At 51.1% G+C, this 2,376-nt stretch carries 2 protein-coding genes and 1 pseudogene; all 3 read right to left on the bottom strand.

Annotated elements, in window-relative coordinates:
- Nucleotides 1-17: 17 nt before the first annotated feature.
- Nucleotides 18-518, bottom strand: a pseudogene (locus DQ356_RS11075) (IS1595-like element ISBbi1 family transposase); the annotation flags it as partial.
- A 1-nt stretch (nt 519) separates the two neighbouring features.
- Nucleotides 520-1,335: a sulfonamide-resistant dihydropteroate synthase Sul2 gene (gene sul2, locus DQ356_RS11070; RefSeq protein ID WP_001043260.1), complete on the bottom strand. Its 816-nt coding sequence runs from the start codon at nt 1,333-1,335 to the stop codon at nt 520-522.
- A 71-nt stretch (nt 1,336-1,406) separates the two neighbouring features.
- On the bottom strand, nt 1,407-2,315 hold the full coding sequence (locus tag DQ356_RS11065; protein WP_005807145.1) for an IS1595-like element ISBbi1 family transposase: 909 nt from the start codon (nt 2,313-2,315) through the stop codon (nt 1,407-1,409).
- Between the last annotated feature and the right edge of the window lie 61 nt (nt 2,316-2,376).

The following is a 2,376-nucleotide window of genomic DNA, read 5'->3' as shown; positions in this document are numbered from 1 at the left end:
ATTTACTGATTATCCGTTTATGCACCTGTTATATTCGCAATTACTAGTCTGTCAAAGAGTTTGTCTCCAAAATACCGTCTGTTTAATTTGTAAATAAACTCGTTGAGATACAACTGTAAGTATTTCCTTTTGATTTTATGGTAGTTGCCCAGCAATGTCCGTTTTGCATTACTGATTGCGATATGCACCCATTTGAGTGTTTCCTTGGTGGTTTTGGCGTCTGATTTCTCGGTGACGTGCAATTCCACCAGATCGGAGATGTCAACGTAAGAAGTGCTTTTGTCCGAAAATACGATGGCATCATCCTCCATGCAGTCCCTGACCACGCCGTTGATTCCTTCACTTTGATGGCTATCCAGTACCCTGGCCTTGAAATAACGCACATGCTTCTCCTTTTTGCCCGTTTCGATATCTTCCAACGGGGTGCTTTCGGCCATCACCGCAACGTTCTGCTTTCCCTCGGCTCCCCGGCCACGTGTACCCTTGCCTCGCTCGATTTCCTTACTGGCCACCGAAAAGTTAACGAATTCTTGCGGTTTCTTTCAGCGCCGCCAATACCGCCAGCCCGTCGCGCAAGGGGCGCGGCTCGTGTGTGCGGATGAAGTCAGCTCCACCTGCGGCGGCGGCAAGCTCTGCAGCGAGTGTCGCGGCCCCGACATCCCCCGGACCACGGCCTGTGAGCGCGCGCAGAAAGGATTTGCGCGAAACAGACAGAAGCACCGGCAAATCGAAGCGCAGCCGCAATTCATCGAACCGCGCCAGCACCGAGAGCGAGGTTTCGGGAGCAGCCCCCAGAAAAAACCCCATGCCGGGATCAAGGACAAGGCGGTTGCGTTTGATACCGGCACCCGTCAGCGCCGCGATGCGCGCGTCAAAGAACGCCGCAATGTGATCCATGATGTCGCCAGCGGGTGCCTCGCGCCGATCTGCCTGCCCGTCTTGCACCGAATGCATAACGACGAGTTTGGCAGATGATTTCGCCAATTGCGGATAGAACGCAGCGTCTGGAAAACCGCGAATATCATTGAGATAGGCCACACCACGCGACAAGGCATAGGCTTGCGTCGCGGGTTGATAACTGTCGAGCGAGACGGGAATGCCATCTGCCTTGAGCGCGTCCAGCACCGGCGCGATACGCGCGATTTCTGTGTCGGACGAAACAGGCGCGGCGTCGGGATTGCTGGATGCCGGACCGAGGTCGATCACATCTGCCCCCTCGGCCATCAGCTTACGCGCCTGCGCAATGGCTGCGTCTGGCGCCAGATACCGGCCTCCATCGGAGAAACTGTCCGAGGTTATGTTGACGATGCCGAAAATGATGAGCGATTTATTCATGGGGGCTTCTATAATAATACCTAAAATCCGCAGGTAGTTAATTAGGATGTTTAAAGATTCTGATTATCCGTTTATGCACCTGTTATATTCGCAATTACTAGTCTGTCAAAGAGTTTGTCTCCAAAATACCGTCTGTTTAATTTGTAAATAAACTCGTTGAGATACAACTGTAAGTATTTCCTTTTGATTTTATGGTAGTTGCCCAGCAATGTCCGTTTTGCATTACTGATTGCGATATGCACCCATTTGAGTGTTTCCTTGGTGGTTTTGGCGTCTGATTTCTCGGTGACGTGCAATTCCACCAGATCGGAGATGTCAACGTAAGAAGTGCTTTTGTCCGAAAATACGATGGCATCATCCTCCATGCAGTCCCTGACCACGCCGTTGATTCCTTCACTTTGATGGCTATCCAGTACCCTGGCCTTGAAATAACGCACATGCTTCTCCTTTTTGCCCGTTTCGATATCTTCCAACGGGGTGCTTTCGGCCATCACCGCAACGTTCTGCTTTCCCTCGGCTCCCCGGCCACGTGTACCCTTGCCTCGCTCGATTTCCTTACTGGCCACCGAAAAGTAACCCTCATCCAGTTCTATCATCCCTTCCAGTGTATACCTTGCATCCCGGTTGCCCATCGCCCTGCGGAGTTTGTGTACCATCGCCCATACCGGTTCGTAACGCTTCAATCCTAATTGCTTCTGGAGTTCGTTGGTGGAGAATCCCTTTTTTGTGCAACTCATCAGGAACATCGTTTTGTACCACACCAGAAACGGCAGCTTGGAGCTCTCCATGATCGTACCGCTGCGCAACGAGGTGCGGAAACGGCAACCTTTGCATTCATAACTCCATTTACCCTGTAACCAATAATGGGAAGTGCCCCCGCATCGCTTGCAGACAACCCCTTCCTTATCACGCTGCTCCTTGAAATGCAAACGACAATCTTCCTCCGAACCGAAATGAGCCGTAAAACTGAATATGTTCATAATCCCTGCTTTTTGAGCGCTAATATACTAAAAATATTAGGTGTGTTTGCGGAGAATCAGA

The sequence above is a fragment of the Chryseobacterium lacus genome (assembly GCF_003336205.1).
In the GTDB taxonomy this organism is placed as follows: domain Bacteria; phylum Bacteroidota; class Bacteroidia; order Flavobacteriales; family Weeksellaceae; genus Chryseobacterium_A; species Chryseobacterium_A lacus.
The sequence above is the reverse complement of the archived record's forward strand: the minus strand, read 5'-3'. Positions and strand labels throughout refer to the sequence as shown.

Bases quoted from the DNA above. Each gene is read 5' to 3' on its own strand.
- DQ356_RS11065 (WP_005807145.1), bottom strand. From the start codon at position 2,315: ATGAACATATTCAGTTTTACGGCTCATTTCGGTTCGGAGGAAGATTGT.
- sul2 (WP_001043260.1), bottom strand. From the start codon at position 1,335: ATGAATAAATCGCTCATCATTTTCGGCATCGTCAACATAACCTCGGAC.